The organism is Pseudomonas sp. NPDC086112, from assembly GCF_044746425.1.
GTDB lineage: Bacteria > Pseudomonadota > Gammaproteobacteria > Pseudomonadales > Pseudomonadaceae > Aquipseudomonas.
Map to the genome: position 1 here is coordinate 1 of NZ_JBIVCD010000053.1, position 25381 is coordinate 25381.

General features: G+C 59.3%; 22 protein-coding genes and 2 pseudogenes. 6 read left to right on the top strand and 18 right to left on the bottom strand.

Features of this window, described 5'->3' with window-relative positions:
• The 4 genes and pseudogenes from trmD to ffh form a co-directional block, all read right to left on the bottom strand.
• Nucleotides 1-586: tRNA (guanosine(37)-N1)-methyltransferase TrmD (gene trmD / locus ACIPLA_RS25685; protein WP_401177008.1), on the bottom strand; the 586-nt coding region annotated here is incomplete at its 3' end.
• The gene (gene rimM, locus ACIPLA_RS25690; RefSeq protein ID WP_305446784.1) at nucleotides 568-1104 is read right to left on the bottom strand and encodes a ribosome maturation factor RimM; all 537 of its coding nucleotides are present in this window, start codon (nucleotides 1102-1104) and stop codon (nucleotides 568-570) included. The genes rimM and trmD, both read right to left, overlap by 19 nt.
• A gap of 5 nt (nucleotides 1105-1109) precedes the next feature.
• Nucleotides 1110-1360 (bottom strand): annotated as a pseudogene (rpsP, locus tag ACIPLA_RS25695) (30S ribosomal protein S16).
• 249 nt (nucleotides 1361-1609) lie between these two features.
• Nucleotides 1610-2985: pseudogene (ffh, locus tag ACIPLA_RS25700) on the bottom strand (signal recognition particle protein).
• Nucleotides 2986-3195: 210 nt separating this feature from the next.
• Between ffh and ACIPLA_RS25705 the strand changes: the two are divergent.
• From ACIPLA_RS25705 to ACIPLA_RS25715, 3 genes are all read left to right on the top strand, one after another.
• Nucleotides 3196-4008 carry an inner membrane protein YpjD gene (locus ACIPLA_RS25705; RefSeq protein WP_032830310.1) on the top strand — a complete coding sequence of 271 codons (813 nt, stop codon included), beginning with the start codon at nucleotides 3196-3198 and terminating at the stop codon, nucleotides 4006-4008.
• Nucleotides 4009-4020: 12 nt separating this feature from the next.
• Nucleotides 4021-5259, top strand: a complete 1239-nt coding sequence (locus tag ACIPLA_RS25710; RefSeq protein ID WP_218398949.1) for an HlyC/CorC family transporter — start codon at nucleotides 4021-4023, stop codon at nucleotides 5257-5259.
• Between the two features lie 343 nt (nucleotides 5260-5602).
• Nucleotides 5603-6919: an MFS transporter gene (locus ACIPLA_RS25715; RefSeq protein WP_401177014.1), complete on the top strand. Its 1317-nt coding sequence runs from the start codon at nucleotides 5603-5605 to the stop codon at nucleotides 6917-6919.
• 115 nt (nucleotides 6920-7034) lie between these two features.
• Here ACIPLA_RS25715 and purT read toward each other — a convergent pair whose 3' ends face one another.
• The 5 genes from purT to ACIPLA_RS25740 form a co-directional block, all read right to left on the bottom strand.
• Nucleotides 7035-8216 (bottom strand): formate-dependent phosphoribosylglycinamide formyltransferase, encoded by a 1182-nt coding sequence (gene purT / locus ACIPLA_RS25720; RefSeq protein WP_401177016.1) that lies wholly within the window; start codon nucleotides 8214-8216, stop codon nucleotides 7035-7037.
• Nucleotides 8217-8315: 99 nt separating this feature from the next.
• Complete coding sequence (locus ACIPLA_RS25725; protein ID WP_401177019.1) at nucleotides 8316-8783, bottom strand: preQ0 transporter; 468 nt, start codon at nucleotides 8781-8783, stop codon at nucleotides 8316-8318.
• A gap of 208 nt (nucleotides 8784-8991) precedes the next feature.
• Nucleotides 8992-9207: a DUF1289 domain-containing protein gene (locus tag ACIPLA_RS25730; protein ID WP_007897551.1), complete on the bottom strand. Its 216-nt coding sequence runs from the start codon at nucleotides 9205-9207 to the stop codon at nucleotides 8992-8994.
• A complete protein-coding gene (locus ACIPLA_RS25735; protein ID WP_003221962.1) occupies nucleotides 9204-9728 on the bottom strand; it encodes a gamma carbonic anhydrase family protein in 525 nt (174 codons plus the stop codon). Before ACIPLA_RS25735 ends, ACIPLA_RS25730 begins: the two co-directional genes overlap by 4 nt.
• A gap of 56 nt (nucleotides 9729-9784) precedes the next feature.
• Entirely contained in the window at nucleotides 9785-10384 is a 600-nt protein-coding gene (locus ACIPLA_RS25740; protein ID WP_007897550.1) for a CoA pyrophosphatase, read from the bottom strand.
• A 146-nt stretch (nucleotides 10385-10530) separates the two neighbouring features.
• Between ACIPLA_RS25740 and ACIPLA_RS25745 the strand changes: the two genes are divergently transcribed.
• Together ACIPLA_RS25745 and ACIPLA_RS25750 are read left to right on the top strand one after the other, a co-directional pair.
• Entirely contained in the window at nucleotides 10531-11082 is a 552-nt protein-coding gene (locus ACIPLA_RS25745; protein WP_218398945.1) for an NUDIX hydrolase, read from the top strand.
• Between the two features lie 65 nt (nucleotides 11083-11147).
• Nucleotides 11148-11651: a murein L,D-transpeptidase family protein gene (locus ACIPLA_RS25750; protein WP_192345534.1), complete on the top strand. Its 504-nt coding sequence runs from the start codon at nucleotides 11148-11150 to the stop codon at nucleotides 11649-11651.
• A 202-nt stretch (nucleotides 11652-11853) separates the two neighbouring features.
• On the opposite strand, the gene ACIPLA_RS25755 is transcribed toward ACIPLA_RS25750, so the two are convergent.
• The 3 genes from ACIPLA_RS25755 to purL all read right to left on the bottom strand — a co-directional run bounded on the left by ACIPLA_RS25755 (nucleotide 11854) and on the right by purL (nucleotide 17466).
• Nucleotides 11854-12255 (bottom strand): DUF6124 family protein, encoded by a 402-nt coding sequence (locus tag ACIPLA_RS25755; RefSeq protein WP_401177024.1) that lies wholly within the window; start codon nucleotides 12253-12255, stop codon nucleotides 11854-11856.
• 984 nt (nucleotides 12256-13239) lie between these two features.
• Nucleotides 13240-13551, bottom strand: a complete 312-nt coding sequence (gene cutA / locus ACIPLA_RS25760; RefSeq protein WP_401177027.1) for a divalent cation tolerance protein CutA — start codon at nucleotides 13549-13551, stop codon at nucleotides 13240-13242.
• Between the two features lie 18 nt (nucleotides 13552-13569).
• Complete coding sequence (purL, locus tag ACIPLA_RS25765) at nucleotides 13570-17466, bottom strand: phosphoribosylformylglycinamidine synthase (protein WP_401177030.1); 3897 nt, start codon at nucleotides 17464-17466, stop codon at nucleotides 13570-13572.
• Nucleotides 17467-17740: 274 nt separating this feature from the next.
• Here purL and mltF point away from each other — a divergent pair, with 274 nt between their 5' ends.
• On the top strand, nucleotides 17741-19201 hold the full coding sequence (gene mltF / locus ACIPLA_RS25770) for a membrane-bound lytic murein transglycosylase MltF (RefSeq protein ID WP_192345531.1): 1461 nt from the start codon (nucleotides 17741-17743) through the stop codon (nucleotides 19199-19201).
• 128 nt (nucleotides 19202-19329) lie between these two features.
• On the opposite strand, the gene pdxJ is transcribed toward mltF, so the two are convergent.
• From pdxJ to lepA, 6 genes are all read right to left on the bottom strand, one after another.
• The gene (gene pdxJ / locus ACIPLA_RS25775) at nucleotides 19330-20076 is read right to left on the bottom strand and encodes a pyridoxine 5'-phosphate synthase (protein ID WP_401177034.1); all 747 of its coding nucleotides are present in this window, start codon (nucleotides 20074-20076) and stop codon (nucleotides 19330-19332) included.
• Between the two features lie 81 nt (nucleotides 20077-20157).
• Nucleotides 20158-20844, bottom strand: a complete 687-nt coding sequence (recO, locus tag ACIPLA_RS25780) for a DNA repair protein RecO (RefSeq protein ID WP_008073131.1) — start codon at nucleotides 20842-20844, stop codon at nucleotides 20158-20160.
• Nucleotides 20845-21013: 169 nt separating this feature from the next.
• A complete protein-coding gene (era, locus tag ACIPLA_RS25785) occupies nucleotides 21014-21916 on the bottom strand; it encodes a GTPase Era (RefSeq protein ID WP_008073130.1) in 903 nt (300 codons plus the stop codon).
• Nucleotides 21909-22598: a ribonuclease III gene (gene rnc / locus ACIPLA_RS25790; RefSeq protein ID WP_007905528.1), complete on the bottom strand. Its 690-nt coding sequence runs from the start codon at nucleotides 22596-22598 to the stop codon at nucleotides 21909-21911. The genes era and rnc overlap by 8 nt, the downstream gene beginning before the upstream one ends.
• A gap of 184 nt (nucleotides 22599-22782) precedes the next feature.
• The gene (gene lepB, locus ACIPLA_RS25795) at nucleotides 22783-23637 is read right to left on the bottom strand and encodes a signal peptidase I (protein WP_008073129.1); all 855 of its coding nucleotides are present in this window, start codon (nucleotides 23635-23637) and stop codon (nucleotides 22783-22785) included.
• A gap of 5 nt (nucleotides 23638-23642) precedes the next feature.
• Nucleotides 23643-25381, bottom strand: a 1739-nt coding sequence (gene lepA, locus ACIPLA_RS25800) for a translation elongation factor 4 (RefSeq protein WP_401177039.1), incomplete at its 5' end; no start/stop codon positions are given.

The window sequence follows — 25381 nt, forward strand, 5'->3', positions numbered from 1 at the left end:
CCTCCGGTCGGGTGTAGTGCGGGCAATCCAGCAAACCATCCGTAAAGGAATCTTCCTCGGCGGACTCCGCATGCCCTAAAGCTCCAGGCAGCAGTCGTGTAACCGCATCGATCAGGACCATCGCCGGCAGCTCACCGCCAGACAGTACATAGTCGCCAATCGACCACTCTTCATCGACATGAGCATCAATAAAACGCTCGTCAATGCCTTCATAGCGGCCGGCAATCAGGATCAATGCATCCAGATTCGCCAACTCGCGCACCGCCGACTGAGTCAGTTGACGGCCTTGGGGGGACAGGTAAATCACCTTCGCCGCCTCCCCGGCTGCTGCCTTGGCCTGAACCAGAGCATCTTCCAGGGGCTTGATCTTCATCACCATGCCCGGACCACCGCCAAATGGGCGATCATCCACCGTGTGATGTCGATCCGTCGTGTAGTCTCGCGGATTCCAACAGGTGAGCTGCAACAGCCCCTGTTTCACCGCCCGACTGGTGATGCCGTACTCGCTGATGGCGGAGAACATCTCGGGAAACAAACTGATCACTTCTACGCGCAGGTTAGCCACGTTTAGAAGTCCGCATCCCATTCCACCTTCATCTCGCCTGCGGCAAGGTCGACAGCCAACACGCATTGCTCCGTATAGGGCAACAGGCGTTCGCGATCATCCAGGCTACCAGCGCAAGGCTTGACCACCATTACATCATTGGCGCCGGTTTCCAGAAGATGATCGATTTTCCCGAGCAGCTGCCCGAGTTGATCGATAACCTTCAGACCTTCCAGCTGGTACCAGTAGTACTCGCCGTCGGTCAATTCAGGGAACAGGTTGCGCGGCACACAGATCTCATAACCAGCCAGAAGACGCGCTTCTTCACGATCATCAAGACCCTTGAGCTTTGCGACCAGGAACTTGTCGCTCCCGCGTCCGCTGACCAGCTCGACCTGCTTCACATTGCCTTCGCGCTTGAGCGTCCAGGTTTTGTACTGCAACAGGTTTTCAGTCGGATCAGTAAAGGAATACACCTTCACTTCGCCGCGAACGCCATGAACAGAATAAATTTTGCCAATAACGATCAAATCATCGGCAACAGCTGGCGTCGCGCTCATATTGCTCAGGCCGCAGCCTTAGCAGATTCCTTCAACAACTGAGCAACGCGCTCAGAAGGTTGTGCACCAACGCTCAGCCAGTAGGCTACGCGCTCTTGGTTCACGGACAGACGAACTTCTTGACCACGAGCAACAGGGTTGAAGAAACCAACCTGTTCCTTTGCGAACCGTCGCGCGGGTTACGGCTGTCGGTTACGGTCAAGTGGTAAAACGGGCGCTTTTTTGAGCCCCCAACGGCAAGACGGATTGTTAGCATGTGAACATCGTTCCTGTAGTCGGTGCTGCAAATCTAAAGGCACAGCGGGCATAGGTGCCCGAAAGGCCGCATATTCTAAGGAATATCCGGACTTTTGCAAATGTCTTTTTCCGGCGGCCTATCGGTCGCCATCCAGATTTGCTATAGAGCCGTCGTTGAAAACGGCCAGTCAGCTCCCGCCAAGTGCGGGTTTGCTGGAGATCCCACTTCCATGTGGGCAGCGCCGACATGACTGCCGGCGCGAATCTTTTACATTTTCGGCATGCCGCCGCCGGGCAACATACCGCCCATGCCGCGCATCATTTTGGCCATTCCGCCTTTCGCGGAGAATTTCTTCATCATCTTCTGCATCTGCTTGTGCTGCTTGATCAAGCGACCGATGTCCTGCACCTGAGTGCCGGAACCCATGGCGATCCGGCGCTTGCGCGAACCGCTGATCAGCTCAGGGTCGCGGCGTCGGCCGGGGTCATGGAGTTGATGATGGCTTCCATCTGCTTGAACTGTTTCTCTGCCGCGCCCTGGGCGTTGCCCATTTGCGCCAGATTCACACCACCTATGTTCGGCAGTTTGTCCATGAGGCCGCCGAGGCCGCCCATGTTTTTCATCTGTTGCAGCTGATCGCGGAAGTCTTCGAGGTCGAAGCCCTTGCCCTTCTTCAGCTTCTTGGCCAGTTTATCGGCCTTGTCTTTGTCGAGAGTCTGTTCGGCCTGCTCGATCAGGCTGAGCACGTCACCCATGCCGAGGATGCGCGAAGCAATACGCTCAGGGTGGAACGGCTCGAGCGCTTCGCTCTTCTCGCCCATACCGATGAACTTGATCGGCTTGCCGGTGATGGCACGTACCGACAACGCGGCACCGCCACGGGCATCGCCGTCGACCTTGGTCAGGATCACACCGGTCAGCGGCAGCGCATCGCCGAAGGCCTTGGCCGTGTTGGCGGCGTCCTGGCCAGTCATGGCATCGACCACGAACAGGGTTTCAACCGGGTTGATCGCGGCATGCAGCGCCTTGATCTCGCCCATCATTTCTTCGTCGATGTGCAAACGACCGGCGGTATCGACGATGACCACGTCGATGAATTTCAGTTTTGCTTCTTTAATAGCGGCTTGCGCGATGTCGACCGGCTTCTGGCTCAGGTCGGACGGGAAGAAGGTAACGCCAACTTCACCCGCGAGCATTTCAAGCTGCTTGATCGCCGCCGGACGGTAAACGTCCGCGGACACGACCATGACCGACTTCTTCTTGCGCTCTTTAAGGAAGCGCGCGAGCTTGCCGGCGGTGGTGGTTTTACCCGCACCCTGCAAACCGGCCATCAACACGACAGCAGGAGGAACGGCGCTCAGGTTCAAGTCTTCGTTGGCCGCGCCCATCAGGCTTTCGAGTTCGGCCTGGACGATTTTCACGAAGGCCTGGCCCGGCGTCAGGCTGCGCGACACCTCGGTGCCGACAGCGCGCTCCTTGACCGAGTTGACGAAGTCTTTGACCACCGGCAAGGCGACGTCAGCTTCGAGCAACGCCATGCGCACTTCGCGCAGGGTGTCTTTGATGTTGTCTTCGGTCAGTTTGGCTTTGCCGGTGACATGGCGCAGCGTCTGCGAGAGACGGTCGGTTAAGTTTTCAAACATTGCGCGATCCTTTAAGGCCCTGTGTAGACCGGGATAATGGCGGCCCAGACCGGAATAAACATGTGCTCGGCGAGCCTGCGGCGTGGGCAGGTCGCGGATTATAGCGAAGACTGCGTCTGGCGGACACCTCGCCGTCAGGTTGCATGGTCTTTCGTGCTATGGGGGTTCTATGCCAAACTCAGCGCCTTTCGGGCTTGCCTAACAGGATTTATGCTCCCCTTGTCACCCAGTTTGCTTACCACCCTCGCCGCCGCCTGCTTATATGCCGCTGCGACCCTCTATCAAGGCACTCGTCTGGCCACCGGCGCCAAGGCGAACAAGCGCCTGCTGGTCACGCTCGGTGTGCTGGCCGTGCTGGCTCACAGCGTCAGCCTGATCACCTATCTGCTGACACCGATCGGCCTGGCCCTGGACTTTTTCAGCGCCGCCAGCCTGATTGCCGCAGCGGTCATCGCCCTGACCCTGCTGGCCTGCTCGCGGATTCCGGTGGAAAACCTGCTGCTATTGCTGTTCCCGCTGGGCGCCGCCACCGTGGTGCTGGCACAGTTCGCCCCCGCCGGTACGGTGCAGATCATTGACGAAGCACCAGGCATCCTCGCCCACATCCTCTTGTCGATCCTCGCTTACGGCATGTTCACCATTGCCGTGTTCCAGTCTTTGCTGCTGCTGGTTCAGGACCATCAGCTCAAACACAAGCATCCATCCGGGCTGATCAAGAACTTCCCGCCGCTGCAAACCATGGAAAGCCTGCTGTTTGGTTTCCTTTGGGCCGGCTGGAGCCTGCTTTCGTTGTCGCTGATCTCCGGCTGGCTGTTCGTCGAGAACCTGTTCGCCCAGCACCTGGTGCATAAAACCTTGCTGGCGTGCCTGGCCTGGATCGTGTTCAGCGTTCTGCTTTGGGGGCGTAACCGCCTCGGCTGGCGCGGACACAAAGCCATCCGCTGGACCCTTGCCGGTTTTTGCCTGCTGATGCTGGCGTACTTCGGCAGCAAGCTGGTCCGCGAATACATTCTGCATATCTGACGGGCGGCATTAATGGACGACTTGCCCATAGGGCCGATGCTCGCGGTGCTGGCCCTGCTGATTTTATGGTCGGGGCTGTTTACCGCCATCGAAATTGCACAACAGCAGCTGCTGGCCCAGCGCACGGCCTCGCGTTCGGGCGACAAACCCGTTGCGAAGCTGAGTTTCCCGCTCAACAGCCTGATCCTCTGCAATACCCTGTGCCGCGCGCTGGTAGTGGTCATCAGCACTTTGCTGGCGATTTTCACCTGGGCGCAAAACGGTGTATGGATTGCCTGCCTCGGTGCCAGCGCGGTGCTGCTGGTGTTCGCCGACTACCTGCCGCGCACCCTTGCCGTGCGCTATCCAGATGCTGTCCTGAGCCTGGGCAACACACTGCTCGGCATACCCTTGAAGATCGTCTACCCGGCTGCCTGGCTGCTCAATGCCATCAGCCAACTGCTGATGCGACCATTCGCCCGCAAAATCAATGTGGTACAACAAAGCGAAGACGAGGCGCCAGCAGATCGGCATGACGATCACGAACACGCCGCCAGTCGCCCGCATTCGCTGTCAGGTATCCATGCGCTGGATAACATCACGGTCAACGATATTCTGGTGCCGCGCAGTGACGTCGACGGAATCAATCTGGACGATTCCCTCGAAGAAATCATCGAACAATTGCGCCATAACAGACGCACCCGCTTGCCGGTATTCCACAGCGACATCAACCAGGTCGAAGCCGTGCTCAACACCCGGCAAATCCGTCATTTACTGCCGGATTCAAGCCTGACCCGGGAAGCGCTGCTGGCAGCCAGTCACGAACCGTACTTCGTACCGGAAAGCACCCCGCTGCAACTGCAATTGCTGAACTTTCACAAGCAGCAGCGGCGTTTGGGCATGGTGGTCGACGAGTACGGCGAAGTGCTGGGCATCGTGACCCTGGAAGACATTCTCGAAGAAATCGTCGGTGAGTTCGAAAGCCAGCACAGCTTGGATAATCCGCACATCCATCCGCAGGCCGATGGGCGTTTGGTCATCGAGGGTGCGGCGTCGATTCGTGAATTGAACAAGAGCCTTGGCTGGCATCTGCCCAGTGATGGTCCGAAAACCCTCAACGGGTTAGTGACCGAGGCGCTGGAAACGATCCCCGACAGTGCGGTTTGCCTGAAAATCGGGCGTTATCGGCTGGAGATACTGGAGACGGAAGACAATCGCGTTACGCGGGTGTTGATCTGGCATACCAGCTCAGTACCTGCCCTCGTCCGTTAGCTCAGCAAAAGATCGCGGCCTCGCTTCGCTCGACAGCTCCTACAGTTTGGAATGCGTTCCTTTGTAGGAGCTGTCGAGCGAAGCGAGGCTGCGATCTTTTTCAATATCCATGCCCTTGTGAGATCGTTAGCCGCCTTCCTATAATCAAGTCGCTTACCCAAGCCCCCGCCGAACCACGTGCTTACCCCGCGCGCAGCAGGTTCCGGCCAGATCATCGACAATATCCGCACCACTGCGACGACTGTTCCTACCTTGAACAGCGACCGTATCTGAACCCACATCCCTGGGTATTCGACCATAATAATTCGCTCCACCGGGGCCCATGACTGTCAGGGATTACCGCATGACGACCAGCACAACGTTCAGCGACACCGCGCCTGTCCAACCAGCCAACTCCGCCACCCGAGTCGCCACCGCGAGTTTCATCGGCACGGCCATCGAGTTCTACGACTTCTACGTCTATGCCACTGCGGCAGCGCTGGTGATCGGTCCGGTGTTCTTTCCGCAAACCTCCGGCACCGCCCAGATGCTGTCGGCGTTCCTCACCTTCGGTATCGCCTTCCTTGCGCGGCCACTGGGTTCGGCGCTGTTCGGTCACTTCGGTGACCGCATCGGCCGTAAATCGACACTGGTCGCCTCCCTGCTGCTGATGGGCGTGTGTACCACGCTGATTGGCGTGCTACCGGGTTACGACAGCATTGGCGCCTGGGCGCCGATCCTGCTTTGCGTGCTGCGCTTCGGCCAAGGCCTGGGGCTGGGCGGTGAATGGGGCGGCGCCGCATTGCTGGCCACGGAGAACGCGCCCAAAGACAAGCGCGCCTGGTACGGCATGTTCCCGCAACTCGGCCCATCGATCGGATTTCTTGCGGCCAACGGCCTGTTCCTGACCCTGGCCATGAGCCTGAACGACGAGCAGTTCCGTTCGTGGGGATGGCGGATTCCGTTCCTGCTCAGTGCCGCGCTGGTGATGGTGGGCCTGTATGTACGCCTCAAGCTCCACGAAACCCCGGTATTCGCCAATGCCATGGCTCGTCAGGAACGGGTGAAGATCCCGCTGGTCGAGCTGTTCAGCCAATACTGGGCGCCGATGCTGCTGGGCGCCGGCTCGATGGTGGTGTGCTACGCGCTGTTCTATATCTCGACAGTGTTTTCGCTGAGCTACGGTGTGTCGACGCTCGGCTACACCCGCGAAACCTTCCTCGCTCTGCTGTGTTTCGCGGTGCTGTTCATGGCGGCCGCGACACCGCTGTCGGCCTGGGCCAGTGATCGTTTCGGGCGCAAACCGGTGCTGATCATCGGCGGCGTGCTGGCGATTCTGTCCGGATTCCTGATGGAACCGCTGCTGACCCAAGGCTCGACCTGGGGCGTGGCGCTGTTCCTGTGCATCGAACTGTTTCTGATGGGCGTGACGTTTGCGCCGATGGGCGCGCTGCTGCCGGAGCTGTTCCCGACCCACGTGCGCTATACCGGCGCGTCGGCGGCCTACAATCTGGGCGGCATTGTCGGAGCCTCGGCGGCACCGTTCTTTGCGCAGAAACTGGTGGCGATGGGCGGTTTGAGTTATGTCGGCGGGTATGTATCGGGGGCGGCGGTGCTGAGCTTGATCGCGGCGCTGTGCCTGAAGGAGACGCGGCATAACGATTTGAATCGGGTTGCCTGAAGCCAAAAGCTTCGCGGGCAAGCCTCGCTCCTACAGGGATCACGTCAAACGACAGTAGTGCGTTCAACAAATGACCTGTAGGAGCGAGGCTTGCCCGCGAATGGCGCGACTCGGTTTACAGCTCTACAACAACAGCCTGAGAAGCACGGGTCGCCTTCGCACGAGCCTCTTCAATCGACTCATCACGCGCTAACGCCACACCCATCCGACGCTGGCCATTGACCTCAGGCTTGCCGAACAGACGCAACGCAGTATCCGGCTCGCTCAGCGCAGCGCCCAAATTGGCGAATGCTGTCTGAGTCGACTGCCCTTCCACCAGAATCACCGCCGAAGCCGAAGGCCCGAACTGACGAATCAATGGAATCGGCAGGCCCAGGATCGCCCGTGCGTGCAGCGCGAACTGCGACAGGTCCTGGGAAATCAGGGTCACCAGACCGGTGTCGTGCGGGCGCGGCGAGACTTCGCTAAACCAGACCTGATCACCTTTGATGAACAACTCGACGCCAAACAGACCACGGCCACCCAAGGCTTCGGTCACCGCTTTGGCAACGCGCTCGGATTCAGCCAGAGCAACCGGGCTCATGGCTTGTGGCTGCCAGGATTCCTGATAGTCGCCCTTCTCCTGACGGTGGCCAACCGGCGCACAGAACGTAGTGCCGCCAACGTGACGCACGGTCAGCAGGGTGATTTCGTAGTCGAAATCGATGAAGCCTTCGATGATCACGCGACCTTTACCGGCGCGGCCACCTTCTTGAGCGTAATCCCAGGCTTTCTGCACGTCATCGACGCTGCGCAGCAGGCTCTGGCCTTTGCCCGAGGAACTCATGACCGGTTTGACCACGCAGGGGAAACCCAGATCGTCGACAGCCTTGCTGTAGTCCTCGAAGGTGTCGGCGAAGTAGTACGGCGACGTCGGCAGGCCCAGTTCTTCGGCGGCCAGGCGACGGATACCTTCGCGGTTCATGGTCAGCTGCGCGGCGCGAGCGGTCGGGATCACGGTGAAGCCTTCGGACTCCAGCTCTACCAGGGTCGCGGTGGCGATGGCTTCGATTTCCGGCACGATGAAGTCCGGCTTCTCGGCTTCGATCACTGCACGCAGGGCTGGGCCGTCGAGCATGTTGATCACATGGCTGCGATGGGCGACTTGCATGGCCGGCGCATTGGCGTAGCGATCCACGGCAATCACTTCAACGCCCAGGCGTTGCAGCTCGATCACCACTTCCTTGCCCAACTCACCACAGCCACACAGCAATACGCGGGTCGCGGTTGGCGACAATGGAGTTCCGATACGGGTCATCTCAGGTCCTCAAGAAGCGGATCATCGAGGGATGCGGTGCCTGGCACGCTTCCCATGGGGAGAAAGCGCGGCATTTTACATGAACCTGAGGGTTTGGCTTCAGCTGACGACGGCCTGATTACGCAAGCGCCAGGCCATGATCAGCCACACGACTGTCACACCTGCGAACTTCGACCCCATGGCGGTGAGGATCACGGCCGGAGTGAACGCATCGATCATGCCGAAGAAGATGAAGGTGTCCAGCGGGATGCTCAGCGCCGAACTTATCCACAGGCGATCATGCAATGGACGCTTGGTGATGCTGAACACCAGCCAGTCGATGCACTCGGACACGGCGAATGCGATCGCGCTGGCCAGTGCGATAGACGGGTCAGAAGTGACATAAGACAGCACCAGCGCCGCCAGCATCGCCGCGATCGCGCCGTGGCCGAAGCGGGTTTGCACCATGTCCCGCAGCACGAACACAAGACCACCCCAGGCCGACCAGATGATGTCCAGATGCGGGGCGCTGGAAAAGGCGTAATTGATCAGCACGACGCTGCTGATGTAGGCGATCAGGAAGAGCATGGGGTGGGAGTACCTGTCGATTTTGGTGCACAGGGTACTTCATCCTCAGCGCATAGATAACCTGTGGCGAGGGGGCTTGCCCCCGTTGGGGCGCGAAGCGGCCCTCAAATCAGCGTATGCAGTGTGTCAGATGGAATACCTTTGTCAGCTGGGGGCTGCTTCGCTGCCCAGCGGGAGCAAGCTCCCTCGCCACAAAAGTGCTGACAACTCAGGAATCGGATTTGGATGGCAGCATCCAGATCAACCCACTCGACTTCGCCCGCTCATGACACAACCCCAGCACCTTGCGTCGCTCTGCGTTGTCCATCCGGCTCCAGCGGGTGATTTCTTCCACCGTGCGCTGACACCCGGTGCAAATGTCATCCTCATCCAGCGCACAAATGTTCACGCACGGCGATGGAACAGGTCGTTCAGTGGTGCTCATTCTTCCTGCTCGACCAGATCGCGGGCGTAACGCTGCGAGTTATGCACATAGTGGGCAGCGCTGGCTTCGAGCATCTTCTTTTGCGGCTCGGTCAACTCGCGCACGACCTTGCCCGGTGAGCCCATGACCAGCGATCCGTCCGGAATTTCCTTGCCTTCACCGATCAGCGAGTTGGCGCCAATGATGCAGTTCTTGCCGATTTTCGCGCCATTGAGGATCACCGCGTTGATGCCGATCAGACTGTAATCGCCCACCGTGCAGCCGTGGAGCATCGCGTTGTGGCCGATGGTCACGCCGGTGCCAATGGTCAGCGGGTAGCCCATGTCGGTGTGCATTACGGTGCCGTCCTGCACATTGCTGTTCTTGCCGATCAGGATCAGTTCGTTGTCGCCACGCAACACGGCGTTGAACCAGACGTTGGCGCCCTCTTCCAGTTTGACCTTGCCCACCAGCACGGCATTGGGTGCGACCCAACTCTGCGGATGGGTGTCGACGCGGGCGTCGCCCAGGCGGTATTTCATCTTATTGTCCTCAAAGGCTCAGGCAGCCGCAGACTCATGCCATGCGAACGATGGCTTCAGGTGTTGATAAAACTCTTGGGTGGTTGATGCAGGCTGATTTTCGCGTCATAGAGCAGGTTGATCAACTCGACGATCATGATCGCCGTCAGCCCCCAGATCTTGTACTCGCCATAACGGTAGCTCGGCACGTACCAACTGTGGCCCTGATAGTCGATGCGGTGAGTGTGCTCTCGTGGGTCTTTGCGGAAGAACTCCAGCGGCACGCTGAACACCGCGGCGATCTCGGCATCGTTGGCCTGGTATTCGACGAAATCCGGAATCACGCCAACATAGGGCGTGACCTTGATGCCGTGCAGGGAGATCAATGGGCTCAGCGGGCCGATCACTTCAACCAGCCCCGGCGGCAGGCCGATTTCTTCTTCGGCTTCGCGCAGGGCGGTAAAAATCAGGTCAGGGTCTTCGGGGTCGCGTCGACCGCCGGGAAAGGCAACTTCGCCGCCATGGGTCGAAAGCCCGCTGGCGCGAAGGGTTAGCACCAGTTCCGGTTCGTCACTGCGCGTGATGGGCACCAATACCGCGGCTTCGGGGAAACGTCGGTCGGTTTCCAGCGTACGCGGCGTGTGATTGCTTACCCGGTGCAGTAGCTCGTCCAGCATGAGTCTTCTCGATCTGTGCCTTACCCTGCATCATGCACCAATCGCATCGGCCGCCCAAGCCCCGAACAGCCTCATGTCGCGAAACGACAACTTGCCGACCGACACCGCTGCACGCCAAGATAGGCGCAGCATTCAGGAACCCAAGCATGAAATTTTGCAGCCAGTGCGGCAACCCGGTAACCCAGCGCATTCCCGAAGGCGATTCGCGCCTGCGTTTTGTCTGCGACAGCTGTCATACCATCCATTACCAAAACCCCAATATCGTCGCCGGTTGCGTGCCGGTCTGGGGTTCGAAGGTGTTGCTGTGCCGTCGCGCCATCGAGCCACGGCTCGGTTACTGGACCCTGCCCGCCGGGTTCATGGAAAACGGTGAGACCATCGAGCAGGCCGCCATTCGCGAGACCGCCGAGGAAGCCTGTGCCCGGGTGCGCAACCTGAGTATCTATACACTGATCGACGTGCCACACATCAGCCAGGTGCATGTGTTCTTTCGCGCCGAGCTGGTGGACCTGGATTTTTCCGCGGGGCCCGAGAGCCTGGAAGTGCAACTGTTCGAAGAAGCCGACATCCCTTGGGGCGAACTGGCTTTCCGCACGGTGGGCCGTACCTTAGAATGCTTCTTCGCTGACCGGCGGACCGAGGTCTACCCCGTGCGGTCCGAATCGATCCCGCCGCTCGTCCAGCCTGCCATCATTTAAAGCTGCCACACATAAAAGCACCTATAAAATAAATAGTCGCGACACCTCTTAGGGATATCGTTTCAATGCGCTGGTTGCTTGCTGTTTTTTGCTTATCGTTCGCCGCTGTCAGCCAGGCTTCCTCCACGGAAACGCTGGACGGCAAAGTCATCGAAAAAGTCCTGGTTCTCAAATCGGCCCATCAATTGCAATTGATCAATGATGGCAAGCCGATCAAGACCTATCGCATTTCCTTAGGGAAACGCCCCAAAGGGCCGAAGCTGATGGAGGGCGACAAACGCACCCCCGAAGGCTTTTATTGGGTGGACTGGCGCAAGATCAGCGACCGTTTCAACCTGGCGATGCACATCTCCTACCCCAACATCAGCGACGCCGCCCGTGCCCGGCGCGAAGGCGTCGAGCCTGGCGGCATGATCATGATCCACGGCACCCCGGACACCGAAGACAATCCCGAAGACCTGTTCCATACGCTGGACTGGACCGATGGCTGCATCGCCATGCGCAACATGGACATGCGCGAGGTTTGGGGTTTGGTGCCGGACGGCACGATGATTGAGATTCGCCCCTAAGGGCTACCTTCAAGGCTGGCGAGGAGCTTTTGTGGCGAGGGGGTTGCCTGTGGTGATCTGACCCCAACATTAGGATTGGTATCCAACTTTTTGGGTGCAGATCAAAATCCGGGAGCGGGTTGCCCGCGAAGAGGCCCGCACAACCAATGAAAATCTCAAAGCCCGCTGACCGTCACAGGTCCAGCGGGCTTTTTTCATTGTGCTACCCCTGCGGGTCCAGATGATCCAACACACGATTCACCGACAACTCCGCCAACGAAATCATCTGCTGAATCCCCAAGGCCAGATTGCACGCTGGGCCGGTTAGATCGAACGCCAACTCACTGGCCATGACATTCGCCGAAGCCAGGGTTTCACAGGCATGGGCCAGCAGAGTTTCGGAATCTACGTTCGGCGCGACCACGAAGATCGTACTTGGACGCTGGCCGGCTTTGACCTTCTTTTGGGAAGGTGGCGCGAGATAGTGATCGAGTGCACGGATTGCGGCGTCGTGGAGTTTTTTGGAATTGAGGCAGGCGTAGGGGGAAACGGATTCGTTTTCCATGTTTGTTTCTAAATCTGTTTCTACGTCTGTTTCTGGAGGATTTGGGCTGTCTTTGATCATTGTGAAACTCCTAACAAAAAGTTGGAGCTACCAGCATCACTTGCAGATGATGGGTGGCAGCTGTGCGCGGGTCTGCAAGACCGAGTTGTTAGGCCCTCGGCAGACCCGAAGGTCTCCCGCACACAGCCACCATAAATCGATGACCATTGATTTAAGCGCCACGATTATAGGTGCGCTTAAAGGTGTCTAACAAACTATCGGCGGGCTTGCAGTCCCGGTCACTGAATTGGCAGCGACAGCCAAAGGTTAGAGAGTCCACTTCCGACGGACAACCTGAAAAACTTGTGGGAAGGTTCTGATATTTTTAGCAATCAATAAACATCGTTGTCTGTAAGGCCGCCATCGCGAGCAGGCTCGCTCCCACAGTGGGTCGGAGTACATCTGAGGGAGATTGGTCGGCTGTCAGGCCGTCTTCGCGGGCAAGCCTCGCTCCTACAAGTGGGGCGATGTATGTCTGAGAGAGATTGGTCGGCTGTCAGGCCGCCTTCGCGAGCAAGCCCGCTCCCACAGTGGAGCGGCGTACACCCGCCTTTCACCACTCAACAGGCCGAGCGTTAGCTCGCCTGCAGCTTTTGATCTGGCTTTTGATCTTGATCTGCCCGCCCCTTCGGGAGGCCTCGTTCCGGTGTTTATCTGGGGATTGGCGCGTAGCGCCGTTCGACGCAGTCGAACCCATCGCATGTAGGTCGTAGCGAAGCAGACCGTAGGGCGATGCCCCCAGATGGATACCGGAGCGAAGGAACGCCGAGCTTCAGCGAGGGGCCGGACGCTTGGGGCGAGACCTTTTGGGTACTTTTGGGGCGTTTGCCAAAAGTGCCTCGCCGTAAGGGCGAAACCCTAAGCCGCCGTTACCGCAGCAACGGATATGTACTCAATCAACAAGAACCTGGTCGGCCCGAAGGCCGCCACGCCCCAAATCGCAGCCAACAAAAAACCCGCTGAAATCACTTTCAGCGGGTTTCTCATTTTCAGCGACCAGGAAGATCAGAAGTCTTCCAACCGCCATACCTCATAAGCCGGCGTCTCGTAGGGATGGCTCTCTTTCAGAGCCTCCACTACCGCCCGAATCAACTCATCGCTGACCACCAGCTCAACCTTCCATTCCTCAACCTGCTCGACCTGCCCCGCTTCACCAATAAACGGCTGACTGCCATCCAGAGGACGAAACTGACCCAACCCGAACACCTGCCACGCGCAGTGATCATAAGCCCCGATCCGCCCGCCACCGGCAGCGAACACAGCACTCTTGACCACCTCGACATGACTGGCCGGAACAAAAAAACCGAGCTTGTACACGGCAATCAACTCCCGCTCTTAGTTAACCCAAACGCGAGCGTTACGGAACATACGCATCCAGGGTGCGTCTTCGTTCCAGTCTTCCGAACGCCACGAGTTCTGCACGGCGCGGAATACCCGCTCCGGGTGCGGCATCATGATGGTCACGCGACCGTCACGGCTGGTCAAACCGGTGATCCCGCGCGGCGAGCCGTTCGGGTTGGCCGGGTAGTTTTCGGTGACCTTGCCGTGGTTGTCGACGAAACGCATCGCCACGCAACCCGACAGATCGGCTTCCAGCAACGCTTCTTCGCTGGCGAATTCGGCATGGCCTTCACCGTGAGCGATAGCGATTGGCATGCGCGAACCGGCCATGCCTTGCAGGAAGATCGAGTTCGACTCCTGGACCTGAACCATGGCAACGCGAGCTTCGAACTGCTCGGAACGGTTACGCACGAAGTGCGGCCAGAACTCGCTGCCCGGGATCAGCTCGTGCAGGTTGGACATCATCTGGCAACCGTTGCAAACGCCGAGGGTGAAGCTGTCGTTACGTTCGAAGAAGCCCTGGAAGGCATCGCGAGCGCGGCTGTTGAACAGCGCGGACTTGGCCCAGCCTTCGCCGGCGCCCAATACGTCGCCGTAAGAGAAACCGCCACAAGCCACCAGCCCCTTGAACTCGTTCAGGTCGACACGGCCGGCCAGAATGTCGCTCATGTGCACGTCGATCGCGTTGAAACCGGCGCGGTCGAACGCAGCCGCCATTTCCACCTGACCGTTGACGCCCTGCTCACGCAGCACGGCAACCTGTGGGCGGATGCCTTTCTTGATGTAAGGCGCGGCGACGTCCTGGTTGACGTCGTAGCTGAGCTTGACGCTCAGGCCCGGGTTGTCTTCTTCCAGCAGCACGTCGAACTCTTGTTCGGCGCAGTCGGCGTTATCACGCAGACGCTGGATCTGGTAGCTGGTCTCGGCCCACTGACGTTGCAGCAGACGACGCTGACCTTCGAACACGGTGTCGCCGTTGAAGGTGATGCTGATCTCGCCATTGTTCATCGGCTGACCGATCACCGACACGCAGTCACCCAGGCCAGCTGCGCTGAACTGCGCGAGGATGTCCGGAGTGGCGTCTTGGCGAACCTGGATAACAGCACCCAGTTCTTCGTTGAACAGGATCGCGGCGATGTCGGCGGAGGTTTCTGCCAGACCGTCGAGGTTCAAGCTCAGGCCGCAATGACCGGCGAAGGCCATTTCCACCACGCTGGTCAGCAGACCACCGTCGGAACGGTCGTGGTAAGCCAGCAAATGACCGTCGGCGTTGAGGCCCTGGATCACGGCGAAGAAGGCTTTCAGGTCTTCGGCGTCATCGACGTCCGGGGCCTGCTTGCCGAGTTTGCCGTGAACCTGAGCGAGGATCGAAGCGCCCATGCGGTTCTGACCGCGACCGAGGTCGATCAGGATCAGGTCGGTGGTGCCCTTGTCCATGCGCAATTGCGGGGTCATGGTCTGACGGATGTCAGCCACTGGGGCGAAGCCGGTCACGATCAGCGACATCGGCGAAGTCACCGTCTTGTCGACGCCTTCGTCGTTCCAGCGGGTGGCCATGGACATCGAGTCCTTGCCCACCGGAATGGTAATGCCCAGGTCCGGGCACAGTTCCATGCCGACCGCTTTCACGGTGTCGTACAGACGCGCGTCTTCACCCGGGTGACCGGCAGCGGACATCCAGTTCGCCGACAGTTTGATGTCGGAGATTTTGGCGATGCGCGAAGCCGCGATGTTGGTCAGGGTTTCGCCGATGGCCATGCGACCCGACGCCGGAGCGTCCAGCAGAGCCAGCGGAGTACGCTCGCCCATGGCCATGGCTTCACCGGTGTAGACGTCGAAGCTGGTAGCGGTGACGGCAACGTCGGCCACCGGAACCTGCCACGGGCCGACCATCTGATCACGGGCCACAAGGCCGGTGATGGTGCGGTCGCCGATGGTGATCAGGAAGCTTTTGCTGGCCACGGCCGGATGATGCAGAACGCGCTCGACGCAGTCAGCGATCTCGAGGGTCGACGGATCGAAATCGTCGCCCAGCTCGTTTTCGCGAACGGCCGAACGGTGCATGCGCGGGGCTTTGCCCAGCAGCACTTCGAGCGGCATGTCCACCGGGCTGTTGCCGAAGTGGCTGTCGGTCACGGTCAGTTGCGGTTCGGCAGTGGCTTCGCCGACCACGGCAAACGGGCAACGCTCACGTTCGCAGATCGCCTGGAAGCGTTCGAAGTCCGCAGGCCCAACCGCCAGAACGTAGCGTTCCTGGGATTCGTTACTCCAGATTTCGTGCGGGGCCATGCCCGGCTCGTCGTTTGGAATGTTGCGCAGTTCGAAGCGACCGCCACGGTTGCCGTCGTTGACCAGTTCCGGGAAGGCGTTGGACAGACCGCCCGCGCCGACGTCGTGGATGAAGCTGATCGGGTTTTTATCACCCAACTGCCAGCAACGGTCGATGACTTCCTGGCAGCGACGTTCCATTTCCGGGTTTTCGCGCTGTACGGATGCGAAGTCCAGATCGGCCGAACTGGTGCCGGTGGCCATGGAAGAGGCAGCACCGCCGCCCAGGCCGATGAGCATTGCCGGGCCGCCGAGCACGATCAGCTTGGAGCCAACGGTGATCTCGCCTTTCTGTACGTGTTCGGCACGGATATTACCCATGCCGCCAGCCAGCATGATCGGCTTGTGGTAACCGCGAACTTCGTCGCCACGCGGGGTGGTGATCGATTGTTCGAAGGTACGGAAATAGCCGGTCAGGGCCGGACGACCGAATTCGTTGTTGAACGCGGCGCCCCCCAGTGGACCTTCGATCATGATGTCCAGCGCGGTCACGATGCGCTCAGGTTTGCCGTATGGCACTTCCCACGGCTGTTCGAAGCCCGGGATTTGCAGGTTGGACACGGTGAAACCGGTAAGGCCAGCCTTTGGCTTGGCGCCGCGACCGGTTGCACCTTCGTCGCGAATCTCACCGCCGCTACCGGTGGACGCGCCCGGGAACGGGGCAATCGCGGTCGGGTGGTTGTGAGTTTCGACTTTCATCAGGATGTGCACCGGTTCCTGCACCGCGCCGTACTGACGGGTTTCAGGGTCCGGGAAGAAACGGCCGGCGACGGAGCCGACGATTACCGAGGCGTTGTCCTTATAAGCCGACAGAACACCGTCGCTGTGCATCTGATAGGTGTTCTTGATCATGCCGAACAGGCTTTTTTCCTGGCTCTGACCGTCGATGTCCCAACTGGCGTTGAAGATCTTGTGGCGGCAGTGCTCGGAGTTCGCCTGGGCAAACATCATCAATTCGATGTCATGCGGGTTGCGCTTCAAGCCGACGAAGGCTGCGACCAGATAGTCGATCTCGTCTTCGGCCAGGGCCAGGCCCAGCTCGGTGTTGGCTTTTTCCAGCGCGGCGCGGCCGCCACCCAACACGTCGATCGCGGTCAGGGGCTTGGGTTCGGCGTGGCTGAACAGGCCGGCGGCTTGTTCAAGGTTGTCCAGCACGATCTGGGTCATGCGGTCGTGCAGACCGTCAGCAATCAGCTGCGCTTCAGCGTCGCTGAACTGGCCGGCGACGTAGAACGCGATGCCGCGCTCCAGGCGCTGGATTTTCGTCAGGCCGCAGTTGCGAGCGATGTCGCTGGCTTTACTGGACCATGGCGAGATGGTGCCGAAACGTGGCAACACCAGAAACAGGCGACCGGTGGGCTCTTGTACTGGAACGCTTGGGCCGTACTTCAGAAGGCGCGCGAGCACCTGCTGTTCGTCGCCGGTCAGGACGCCGGTAACTTCGGCGAAGTGAGCGAATTCAGCATACAAGCCGCTGACAGCCGGAACCTTCTGGCTCAGTTGCTCAAGGTGGGTGCTCTGGCGAAAGGCAGAAAGGGCAGGAGCGCCGCGCAGGATCAACATCTTCGGGACAGCCTCGGGAAGGGGTGTGCTTTGAGGCCGTGCATTCTAGCCTAAACCGCCCGCGACATCACCCGAAACGGTACGCACGGCTGCACCCGAACGTCGGGCCGGGTATTCGGGCCCTGAACAGGCGCGCGCCGAGGGTTATTTTTTCTGTCACAAAATGCTGTCCGGGCCCATTCCTGCGGGCTCCAAGCGGGTTTCAGACTCTCTAGCAGACAAGCCCTTCGCTGTCGAGATATGGCGCTCGTGGTCCTTTGCGTATACTGCGCAGATGTTTTCCCCAACGGCTTTGCGTCCGCGGTACGCCAAATGGCTGATCGCAACCGGACTCTTCCTGGTGCTCGGTGGCTGTGTTGATAAACCCAACACGCTGGAGCGCGTAAAGGAGGATGGCGTGCTGCGGGTGGTTACCCGTAACAGTCCCGCCACCTACTTTCAGGATCGCAACGGTGAAACCGGCTTCGAATACGAGCTGGTGAAGCGCTTCGCCGACGATCTGGGGGTCGAGCTCAAGATCGAAACCGCCGACAACCTCGACGACCTGTTCAATCAGGTGGGTAAGCCCAATGGCCCGGTGCTGGCTGCTGCCGGCCTGGTCAGCAGCGAAGAACGAAAAAAACAGGTGCGATTTTCCCACTCCTACCTCGAAGTCACCCCACAAATCATCTACCGCAACGGCCAGTCACGGCCGACCGACGCAGGCGACCTGGTCGGCAAGAAGATCATGGTGCTCAAGGGCAGCACCCACGCCGAGCAATTGGCAGCGCTGAAAAAGAAATATCCCGGCATTGAATACGAAGAGTCCGACGCGGTTGAAGTCGTCGACTTGCTGCGCATGGTCGACGAAGCCCAGATCGATCTGACCCTGGTCGATTCCAACGAAGTCGCGATGAACCAGGTGTACTTCCCCAACGTGCGGGTCGCCTTCGATCTCGGTGACGCCAGCAATCAGAGCTGGGCCGTGGCCGCCGGCGAAGACAACAGCCTGCTCAACGAGATCAACGATTACCTCGACAAAGTGAAGAAAAACGGCACCCTGCAACGCCTCAAGGATCGCTATTACGGGCACGTCGATGTACTCGGTTACATGGGCGCCTACACCTTCGCCCAGCATCTGCAGCAGCGGCTGCCCAAATACGAACAGCATTTCAAGACGTACGCCAAGAAAGAGAAAGTCGACTGGCGCCTGCTGGCGGCGATCGGTTATCAGGAATCGCTGTGGCAAGCGGCGGTCACGTCCAAGACCGGCGTGCGCGGATTGATGATGCTGACCCAGAACACGGCGCAAGCCATGGGCGTGTCCAATCGACTCGATCCCAAGCAGAGCATCATGGGTGGGGCAAAGTACCTGGCCTATATGAAAGAGCAACTGGATGAGTCGATCCAGGAGCCGGATCGTACGTGGTTCGCGCTCGCAGCCTACAACGTTGGCAGCGGTCACCTGGATGACGCGCGCAAACTGGCGGCCAAGGAAGGGTTGAACCCGGACAAGTGGCTGGACGTGAAGAAAATCCTGCCACGACTGTCCGAGAAGAAGTGGTTCAGCAAAACCCGTTACGGCTACGCCCGGGGTGGCGAGCCGGTGCACTTCGTGGCGAACATCCGTCGTTACTACGACATCCTGACGTGGGTCACGCAGCCGCAGCTGGAAGGCAATCAGGTCGCCGAAGGCAACCTGCATGTGCCGGGGGTCGACAAGACCAAGCCGAGCCAGGAAACCCCGCCGCTTTAAATCGTTGTCGTCTCCAAAGACGCCTTCGCGGGCAAGCCTCGCTCCTACAGGTTTGTGTCAAACACACAATTGCGATCGACACGAAACTGTAGGAGCGAGGCTTGCCCGCGAAGGCAGCGCCGCCGATCTCAACCCTTCAGTGCAGCAGCCAGAATCAGCGCCTTCATCTCGGAAACAGCCGACTTGAACCCGACAAACAACGCGTGGGCCACCAGCGCATGGCCGATGTTCAGTTCATTGATGCCCTTGATCGCCGCAACAGCCTCGACGTTGTGATAGTGCAGACCGTGGCCGGCGTTGACGATCAACCCCTGGGCCAGACCAAATGCCACGCCATCGGCCACGCGCTTGAGCTCTTCAGCGACTTCGGCTGGTGTCTCGGCATCCGCATAACGCCCGGTGTGCAATTCGATGGCTGGCGCACCAACACGGCGTGATGCTTCGATCTGCCGCTCGTCAGCGTCGATGAACAGCGATACTTCACAGCCAATCTTCGCCAGACGATCCACCGCAGCCTTGATCCGCGCCTCCTGCCCTGCCACGTCCAGACCGCCTTCAGTGGTCAGCTCCTGACGGGTTTCCGGGACCAGGCAAATGTGCGCCGGGCGGATGCGTTCGGCGAACGCCATCATTTCTTCGGTGACGCCCATTTCGAAATTCATGCGGGTTTGCAGCACATCCTTGAGCAGCAACACGTCGCGTTCCTGAATATGCCGACGGTCTTCGCGCAAGTGCACGGTGATGCCGTCAGCGCCCGCCTCTTCCGCGTCCAGCGCTGCCTTGACCGGATCCGGGTAGCGAGTACCCCGGGCCTGACGCAGGGTGGCAACGTGGTCGATGTTCACGCCAAGAAGAATGCGATTGCTGGTGGTCACGGAAGCGCTCCTGAAATAGGGGAAAGTTCGGTGCACAGCATACACGGGGAGCCTGGGTCTGTTGACGCAAGGCTTGCGAAACTATGGCTTGCGAAACAACTCGCGACTGACTAGCGGACGACCGCCCAAATGAACGGCCAGCGCCTGACGCATCAAGCGCTTGGCAGCGGACAGCGCTCCGGGCGCGGACCAGTCGGCATCGGCCATGGCCAGCAATTCAGTGCCGTTGAACAGACCCGGTTGCAGCAGATAGACCCGTTCCAGGCCTGCATCCACTTGTAAGCGGTAGAGGCCATCCGGCGCGATGGGGTCGCCATGGATATCAGTGTTCAAGGCGAAACCGTAACCGAGGTCATCGAGCAAACGCCATTCGAAGGAGCGCAGCAATGGCTCCAATGGACGGCCTTCGGCCAGGGCGAGCAAGGTCGCGGCGTAGTGATCGAAGACTGCGGGATGGGGGTCTTCGGCGGGCAGCAGACGGATCAGCAACTCGTTGAGGTAGAGACCGCTGAACAGCGCCTCGCCGTTGAGCCAGGTGGAAACACCGGCGCTTTCCATGCGACCGACGTTTTTCAATTCACCCCGCCCACGGAATTCGACTTCCAGCGGCACAAACGGCCGCGCCAGGGTTCCAGCCTTGCCCCGCGCGCTGCGCAACACCGCCCGTAGCCGACCTTGCGGCGTAAGGAAATCCACCAGCGCACTGCTTTCGCGGTAGGCACGGGAGTGGAGGACGTACGCGGGTTGGCCGATGGGGGCTTGAGACATGGAAGTCAGGGTTCTCAATGACGGAGCGCAGTTTTAAAAACAACCCAAAACCAATGTGGGAGCGGGCTTGCTCGCGAAAGCGGTGTAACAGTCAACATCAATGCTGAATGTTACATCCTCTTCGCGAGCAAGCCCGCTCCCACAGTAGATCTATGTGCTGCCAAACGGTTTACAGGTCGCCGTAACCCAGCGAACGCAACGCACGTTCGTCATCGGACCAGCCACCCTTAACCTTGACCCACAGGTTAAGCATGATCTTGGAGTCGAACAGCAACTCCATGTCCTTGCGCGCCTCGGTGCCGATGCGCTTGATGCGCTCGCCCTTGTCGCCAATGATGATTTTTTTCTGGCCGTCACGTTCGACGAGGATCAACGCATGGATGTGCAGGGTTTTGCCCTGCTGCTTGAACTCTTCGATTTCCACGGTGATCTGGTACGGCAGCTCGGCGCCCAACTGGCGCATGATTTTCTCGCGCACCAGTTCGGCGGCAAGGAAGCGGCTGCTGCGGTCAGTGATCTGATCTTCCGGGAAGAAGTGATCGTTTTCCGGCAGGTGCTCGGCGATCACTCGTTCCAGCGCGTCCAGGTTGTGCCCGTGCTGGGCCGAGATCGGCATGATCTGCGCGTTCGGCAGCTGTTCCTGCAACCAGCTCAGGTGCGGCATCAGCTCGGATTTGTCTTCGATACGGTCGGTCTTGTTCAGCGCCACGATCAGCGGGCCGGTCACGTATTGAACGCGCTCGAGGACCATCTGGTCTTCGTCGGTCCACTTGGTGCGGTCAACCACGAAGATCACCACGTCGACGTCTTTCAACGCCGCCGAAGCGGTCTTGTTCATGTAGCGGTTCAGAGCCTTTTCGCCGCCCTTGTGCATGCCCGGGGTGTCGACGTAGATCGCCTGAACGGCGCCTTCGGTCTTGATGCCGAGCATGTTGTGACGGGTGGTCTGCGGCTTGCGCGAGGTAATCGCCAGCTTCTGACCCAGAATGTGGTTCAGCAGCGTGGACTTGCCCACGTTGGGACGGCCGACGATGGCAACATAGCCACAGCGAGTTGCGGTTGAATCAGTCATTGCCATTCTCCACACCCAGGGCAATCAGTGCTGCGGCGGCCGCTACCTGTTCGGCAATACGACGACTCACACCCTGACCTCGGCTTTTTTCATTCAGTAAGATGATTTCACATTCAACGAAGAACGTCCGGCAATGCGGCTCACCCTGGATATCCACCACTTCGTAACGCGGCAGCTCGCAACCACGGGACTGCAGGAATTCCTGCAGGCGGGTTTTCGGATCTTTGTTGGTATCGACCAGCGTCAGGCCTTCGAACTCTCCGGCCAGCCAGGCCAGCACGCGCTCGCGCGCCATGTCCATGCCGGCGTCCAGGTAGATCGCACCAATCAGCGCTTCGAGGGCATCGGCCAGAATCGATTCGCGACGGAAACCACCGCTTTTCAATTCGCCGGAACCCAGGCGCAGGTATTCGCCCAGATCGAAACCACGGGCCAGTACGGCCAGGGTTTCACCTTTCACCAAGCGGGCGCGCAAACGCGACAACTGGCCTTCGCGGGCCAGCGGGAAGCGATCGAACAGCGCCTCGCCAGCGACGAAGTTGAGGATGGCATCACCGAGGAACTCCAGGCGTTCATTGTTGCGCCCGGCAAAGCTGCGGTGAGTCAGGGCCAGGACCATCAGTTCCTGGTCTTTGAAGGTGTAGCCGAGCTGACGCTCTAGACGGCTTAAGGAGACGCTCACGGTTTACCCACGCTGAGTTCGTGGCTGGATTCCACCGCCATCGCCGTGGTGCGGCGCAGGCTTGGGACAATTAACGCTGTGTTCAAAAATAACGTCCTGAATATCATTGTTTTCATGCGTCCGGTGCCGATTATGCCGACTCCAGAAATGCATTCGGCGCTGTGTTCAACAGCGCCGTGTGTGATTACTTGATCAGGCCAACCCGCGAGAAATTCGGCAGGTGACTGAGTTTGGGTTCCGGCCAGCTCATCCAGACTGCGAAGGCCTTGCCGACGATATTCTTGTCGGGAACCATGCCCAGCAGATTCTTGGGAATACTCGGATCATCCCAGTAGCGACTGTCATTCGAGTTGTCGCGGTTGTCGCCCATCATGAAGTAGTGCCCGGCAGGCACGGTCCACGAACGATCCGGCGCTGCGCGGTAGCGGCTCATTTCCTTGCGGATAAGGTGCTCGGCAATGCCGAGTTTTTCCTTGTAGAGCTCGGCGCTGCCCAACGTGCCCGGCTCGGAGCCGACCAGTTGTTCGGCGATCGATTCACCGTTGACGAACAGACGCTTGTCTGCGGTATAGCGAATCTGGTCACCCGGCAGGCCAACCACACGCTTGATGTAATTGACGTTCGGGTCGCTCGGGTAGCGGAACACCATCACATCACCGCGCTGCGGATCACCGACTTCGATGACTTTCTTGTCGATCACCGGCAGGCGGATCCCGTAAGAAAATTTGTTCACCAGAATGAAGTCGCCGACGTCCAGGGTCGGTTTCATCGAGCCGGAAGGAATCTGGAACGGTTCCACCAGGAACGAACGCAGCACCAGTACGATGAACAACACCGGGAAGAACGACTTGCCGTATTCGACCAGCAGCGGCTCTTTGTTCAGTTTCTCGACCACCACCATGTCAGCCTGGCTGACGCTTCCTTGATAGGAGTTAATGGCAGCCCGGCGCCGTGGCGCCAGGAACAGCAGATCGAGCAACGCCAACAGGCCGCAGACGAACACGGCGATGACCAGCAACAGCGGGAAATTTAGTGACATAGGACCTAACTATCCAACCTGAGCACTGCAAGGAAGGCTTCTTGTGGAATCTCCACGTTACCGACCTGCTTCATGCGTTTCTTACCGGCCTTTTGCTTTTCCAGCAGCTTTTTCTTACGGCTGACGTCACCACCGTAGCATTTGGCCAATACGTTCTTTCTGAGCGCCTTGACGGTTGTCCGCGCCACAATCTGCCCGCCAATGGCGGCCTGGATTGCCACGTCGAACATCTGCCGCGGAATCAGTTCCTTCATCTTCTCGGTCAACTGGCGACCTTTGTAGTGCGCATTGTCACGGTGCACGATCAACGCCAGGGCGTCGACCTTGTCGCCGTTGATCAGCACGTCCAGTTTCACCAGACTAGCCGATTGGTAACGATCGAAATGGTAATCCAGCGAAGCATAGCCACGGCTGGTGGATTTCAGACGGTCGAAGAAGTCGAGGACCACTTCGTTCATCGGCAAATCGTAGGTCACTTGTACCTGGGTACCGAGGAACAGCATGTCGTGCTGCACGCCACGCTTTTCGATACACAGGGTAATGACGTTACCCAGGTGCTCTTGCGGCACAAGGATATTGGCCCGCACGATCGGCTCACGCATGTCTTCGATCGACGACAGGTCCGGGAGCTTGGACGGGTTATCGACATAGATCGTCTCGCCGGTCTTGAGCAGCAGCTCGAAGATTACCGTCGGCGCCGTGGTGATCAGGTCCAGGTTGTATTCGCGCTCCAGGCGCTCCTGGATGATTTCCATGTGCAGCATGCCGAGGAAGCCGCAACGGAAGCCGAAACCCAGTGCGTCTGAGCTTTCCGGTGTGTATTGCAGCGACGAATCGTTGAGGGTGAGCTTTTGCAGCGCCTCGCGGAAGTCTTCGAAGTCGTCGGAGCTGACCGGGAACAAACCGGCGTACACCTGTGGCTGAATGCGTTTGAAGCCTGGCAGCACATCGACGTCCGGCGTCGAGCTCAAGGTCAGGGTATCGCCCACTGGCGCACCGTGAATGTCCTTGATGCTGGCGATGATGAAGCCCACTTCACCGGCCTTCAGGTCGACGGTAGGGGTGTGTTTCGGATTGAATACACCGACGCTGTCCACCAGGTGGATCTTGCCGGTGGACTTGACGAGGATCTTGTCGCCCTTCTTCACACGACCGTGACGCACGCGTACCAGGGAAACAACGCCCAGGTAGTTGTCGAACCAGGAGTCGATGATCAACGCTTGCAGCGGATCTTCGTAGTTGCCGGTCGGCGCGGGAATGGTGTGAACCAGGCGTTCGAGCACTTCGTCGACGCCCAGGCCAGTCTTGGCACTGCACTCGACCGCATCGGTGGCATCGATGCCGATGATTTTTTCGATTTCTTCTTTGACGCGGTCCGGATCGGCCTGTGGCAGGTCGATCTTGTTCAGGACTGGCATGACTTCCAGGCCCTGCTCGATTGCCGTGTAGCAGTTGGCAACCGACTGCGCTTCAACGCCCTGACCGGCATCGACCACCAGCAACGCACCTTCACAGGCCGCCAGCGACCGGCTGACTTCGTAGGTGAAGTCGACGTGGCCGGGGGTGTCAATGAAGTTCAGCTGGTACTTGATGCCATCGCGGGCGGTGTAATAAAGGGTGACGCTGTGGGCCTTGATGGTGATCCCGCGTTCACGCTCCAGGTCCATGGAGTCCAGCACCTGGGCTTCCATTTCGCGCTCGGCAAGGCCGCCGCACATCTGGATGAAGCGATCGGCCAGCGTCG

Coding starts and splice junctions, on each gene's coding strand:
- rimM (WP_305446784.1), bottom strand. CDS start 1,104: ATGAGCGCGACGCCAGCTGTTGCCGATGATTTGATCGTTATTGGCAAA.
- ACIPLA_RS25705 (WP_032830310.1), top strand. CDS start 3,196: ATGCTCCCCTTGTCACCCAGTTTGCTTACCACCCTCGCCGCCGCCTGC.
- ACIPLA_RS25710 (WP_218398949.1), top strand. CDS start 4,021: ATGGACGACTTGCCCATAGGGCCGATGCTCGCGGTGCTGGCCCTGCTG.
- ACIPLA_RS25715 (WP_401177014.1), top strand. CDS start 5,603: ATGACGACCAGCACAACGTTCAGCGACACCGCGCCTGTCCAACCAGCC.
- purT (WP_401177016.1), bottom strand. CDS start 8,216: ATGACCCGTATCGGAACTCCATTGTCGCCAACCGCGACCCGCGTATTG.
- ACIPLA_RS25725 (WP_401177019.1), bottom strand. CDS start 8,783: ATGCTCTTCCTGATCGCCTACATCAGCAGCGTCGTGCTGATCAATTAC.
- ACIPLA_RS25730 (WP_007897551.1), bottom strand. CDS start 9,207: ATGAGCACCACTGAACGACCTGTTCCATCGCCGTGCGTGAACATTTGT.
- ACIPLA_RS25735 (WP_003221962.1), bottom strand. CDS start 9,728: ATGAAATACCGCCTGGGCGACGCCCGCGTCGACACCCATCCGCAGAGT.
- ACIPLA_RS25740 (WP_007897550.1), bottom strand. CDS start 10,384: ATGCTGGACGAGCTACTGCACCGGGTAAGCAATCACACGCCGCGTACG.
- ACIPLA_RS25745 (WP_218398945.1), top strand. CDS start 10,531: ATGAAATTTTGCAGCCAGTGCGGCAACCCGGTAACCCAGCGCATTCCC.
- ACIPLA_RS25750 (WP_192345534.1), top strand. CDS start 11,148: ATGCGCTGGTTGCTTGCTGTTTTTTGCTTATCGTTCGCCGCTGTCAGC.
- ACIPLA_RS25755 (WP_401177024.1), bottom strand. CDS start 12,255: ATGATCAAAGACAGCCCAAATCCTCCAGAAACAGACGTAGAAACAGAT.
- purL (WP_401177030.1), bottom strand. CDS start 17,466: ATGTTGATCCTGCGCGGCGCTCCTGCCCTTTCTGCCTTTCGCCAGAGC.
- mltF (WP_192345531.1), top strand. CDS start 17,741: ATGTTTTCCCCAACGGCTTTGCGTCCGCGGTACGCCAAATGGCTGATC.
- recO (WP_008073131.1), bottom strand. CDS start 20,844: ATGTCTCAAGCCCCCATCGGCCAACCCGCGTACGTCCTCCACTCCCGT.
- era (WP_008073130.1), bottom strand. CDS start 21,916: ATGACTGATTCAACCGCAACTCGCTGTGGCTATGTTGCCATCGTCGGC.
- lepB (WP_008073129.1), bottom strand. CDS start 23,637: ATGTCACTAAATTTCCCGCTGTTGCTGGTCATCGCCGTGTTCGTCTGC.